Source organism: Robertmurraya sp. DFI.2.37 (assembly GCF_029211245.1).
Classification (GTDB): Bacteria; Bacillota; Bacilli; order Bacillales; family Cytobacillaceae; genus Robertmurraya; species Robertmurraya methanolica_A.
The window spans coordinates 1-3,150 of sequence record NZ_JARGEJ010000113.1 but is presented as its reverse complement, the minus strand read 5'-3'; the positions used below and the strand labels follow the sequence as shown (position 1 = coordinate 3,150).

General features: G+C 36.5%; 1 protein-coding gene and 2 pseudogenes. 2 read left to right on the top strand and 1 reads right to left on the bottom strand.

Annotated elements, in window-relative coordinates; translation table 11 throughout:
* The first annotated feature begins 391 nt into the window (after positions 1 to 391).
* A complete protein-coding gene (gene istA, locus PZE06_RS25485; RefSeq protein WP_275792084.1) occupies positions 392 to 1,963 on the top strand; it encodes an IS21 family transposase in 1,572 nt (523 codons plus the stop codon).
* Positions 1,960 to 2,724 (top strand): annotated as a pseudogene (gene istB, locus PZE06_RS25480) (IS21-like element helper ATPase IstB). The gene istA and the pseudogene istB overlap by 4 nt, the downstream one beginning before the upstream one ends.
* Before the next feature lie 343 nt (positions 2,725 to 3,067).
* Here the strand turns inward: istB and PZE06_RS25475 are convergent.
* Positions 3,068 to 3,150 (bottom strand): annotated as a pseudogene (locus tag PZE06_RS25475) (ATP-binding protein); the annotation flags it as partial.

Genomic DNA, 3,150 nt, shown 5'->3' with positions numbered 1-3,150 from the left:
ATGTAAAAGGGAATTCTTATCGGCTTCGAGAGAAGCAAAAAGCCGGTGTCACACCTGTATAAGTTTAGCGATGATAAATGGGAATTTAGAACCGTTGAAAAGAGGGAATTTCAAAACGTTGTTGACATCGGCCACTGCCAACATCTCCTTAATACCTCCTGCGCTTGTTTGTCCCAACAGGAAGTGTATGTGTATTTTGGAATGTTGACAAGTGTTTTTTTTAATTTATGCAGTACCTTCCAGGCACTGCTGTGACTGCTAAACTAAAGTAGACAGTTTTCGCTGGATAAGATGAAACACTTGCTTGCCCAAAAATACCAGTAAAATAACTGTTCTAATCATTGTATGATAGGGTTATTTGAATCATATAACAATGGAGGACAGAATAAAGGTGGATAAATGGGAAGTGTATATGGAAATACAACAGTTAATAAAACAGGGTTTTAGTAAATCAAAGGTGGCAGAGAAACTAGGGGTATCCAGATCGACTGTATATCGTCATCTGAGGAGAACTCCTACGGAGATGGCACAATGGGTGGATTCCTTACAAAGTAGGAGGAAAAAGCTAGATCCTTATAAAGAGTTAATCTTATCTTGGTTGAGACATCATCCTGATATGTCGTCTGCCCAAGTGGAGGACTGGTTAAAGAAAAAGTATAAAAAACTGGAGGTCGGTGAAAGTACGGTAAGAGATTACGTGAGGCGGTTACGTGATGAATATAAAATAGTGAAAGAATCCTCACCTAGAGACTATGAAGCTATTCCAGATTCCCCAATGGGCGAACAAATTCAAGTTGACTTTGGGCATACAAAACAAAGAACACATGATAACAAAGAGATTAAGTTGAATTTTATTGCTTTTGTATTATCGAACTCAAGATATAAATATAAAGAATGGTTGGATAGACCCTTTACAACACAGGATGTTATTCAAGCCCATGAAAATGCGTTTCACTGGTTCAACGGTATTCCAAGAGAACTGGTATATGACCAGGACAGCTTGATTGTGGTGAGCGAGAATGGAGGAGATCTAATTCTGACGAAAGAGTTTCAACAATATAAGGAAACAAGGAATTTAACCCTTCGGGTATGTCGAAAAGCTGATCCAGAAAGTAAAGGAAGAATAGAGAATGTCGTAGGTTTTATAAAGCATAATTTCGCTAAACATAGAGTCTTCCACAATATTGACTCCTGGAATGAGCAAGGTTGGGAATGGTTGAATCGGACAGGCAACTTTAAAATCCACAATACAACAAAAAAAAGACCAGTCGAAGTGTTCTCCTTGGAAAAGCAACACTTACGACCAGTCACAGGAAATATTCATTTCCTAAACGATTATGAAAATAGTATAACAAGAAGTGTCCATAAGGACAACACCATTCGATATTTATCTAATAGGTACTCTCTTCCACTGGGTACTTTTAATAAGCATCAAACGGTCACCATTAAGGAAACAAATGATAGACAGTTATTAATCTTCTATTCTGAAACGGGAGAACTACTCGCCAAACACCAGATCCCGGGTGGTAAAGGTCTATTGATCAAAGATAGAAATCATACACGGGATCGATCGAAAGGAATAGATGCATTGATGGATACGGTTGCGAAGCAATTTGAAGAATCGGATGTAGCAAGTAGCTACCTAGATAAACTTCGTGAGAAGTACCCAAGATATATCCGTGATCAGTTACAAATTATTGTAAAAGAGATAAAACAAACAAATGGACAGATCCTAATGACAGCTCTACGAGAATGTATCAAAAGAAACTTATATAGTGCAACAGATTTTAGCGATATCGTTTTATGCATCAAACGCCAACGACGGGAACATGATACAGAGATTGATGACGCTGAGATCCCCTCCCCCTTAAATACTTTATCTGGATGGGTCATGGAAACTGAAGCGCAAAAACGCAACGTAGCAACCTATACTGCCTTAATGGAAGAAGGTGATCTCAATTGAATCAGCTCCACCAATTACAAGATATAATGAAATCCCTTCGTTTAACTGAAACTGCAAATCAGTTACCTGAACTTATAAGAGAAGCTGAGAAAAAGGAATTATCCTTTACTCAGTTCCTCTTAGAGGTAACCACCTACGAACAAAAATGCTGAGATGAAAAACAATTAGAAAGGCGTTTTAAGTGGGCGACTTTTCCCTTTTATAGCACCGTTGATGAATATGACATCAAAGAGCAAAAATCATTAAGTCAAAAGAAAATAAACCAGTTGAAAGACTTAACTTGGATTGAGCAACTCTACAATATTATTTTTCTTGGACCACCAGGTGTTGGGAAAACCCATCTCTCGATAGGGTTGGGAATTCAAGCTTTAAACCAGGGATATAAAGTGATATTCACGACAATGGGAGACTTAGTACATGTATTAAAAACCGAAGAAATAACCAGGAAATCGAAAACAAGAATGAAACGGATTAGAGAAGCAGATTTAGTGATTATAGATGATTTAATGTTTATGGCAATGGATAAGCAGGAAGCTAATATGTTTTTCCATTTGATTAATAGTCTATATAATCAATCTTCCATTATATTAACTTCAAACAAAGGTCCAAAAGAATGGGGAGAATTATTAGGAGATCAAGCAATTACGACAGCTATATTAGATAGACTCCTACACCGAGTAGAGATTATTCATTTAAATGAAGACAGTTGGAGAATGAAGCACAGAAAAACGATATTTGGTGAACAAAATGTTTCAAATTAATCAGCAAAAATTGTGTCAATATACTTGACGGTCACAACTGCATAAATTAAATGCCATAACCTACATTTTTATGATGCCATAGACAAGATCTTAAGCTCCTTAGCGATTTGTGTTACTTTAAATTTTCTTTTACTTAGTTCATGAATCTTTACATATAACACTAACTTCTCCTCCAAAACCCCTACCTCCAGTAAAATAACGTCAATTCCTATTTTACTAAAGTAGTAGGTTGATTTATTGAGCAAAAGTGTAAAATCTTATCAAGCAATAACTGTCAACTTTATTCTAGCGTTTACAAATGTAGACGTCAAGTCGAATTTTACACTTTTTGCTCGTTTCCTTTTTACACTTCTGCTGAAAAAATACTTTTCCTGTTTTTCATCCGATGACTTTCCTCATCCTCTCCACCATGTATGACTTCCACAC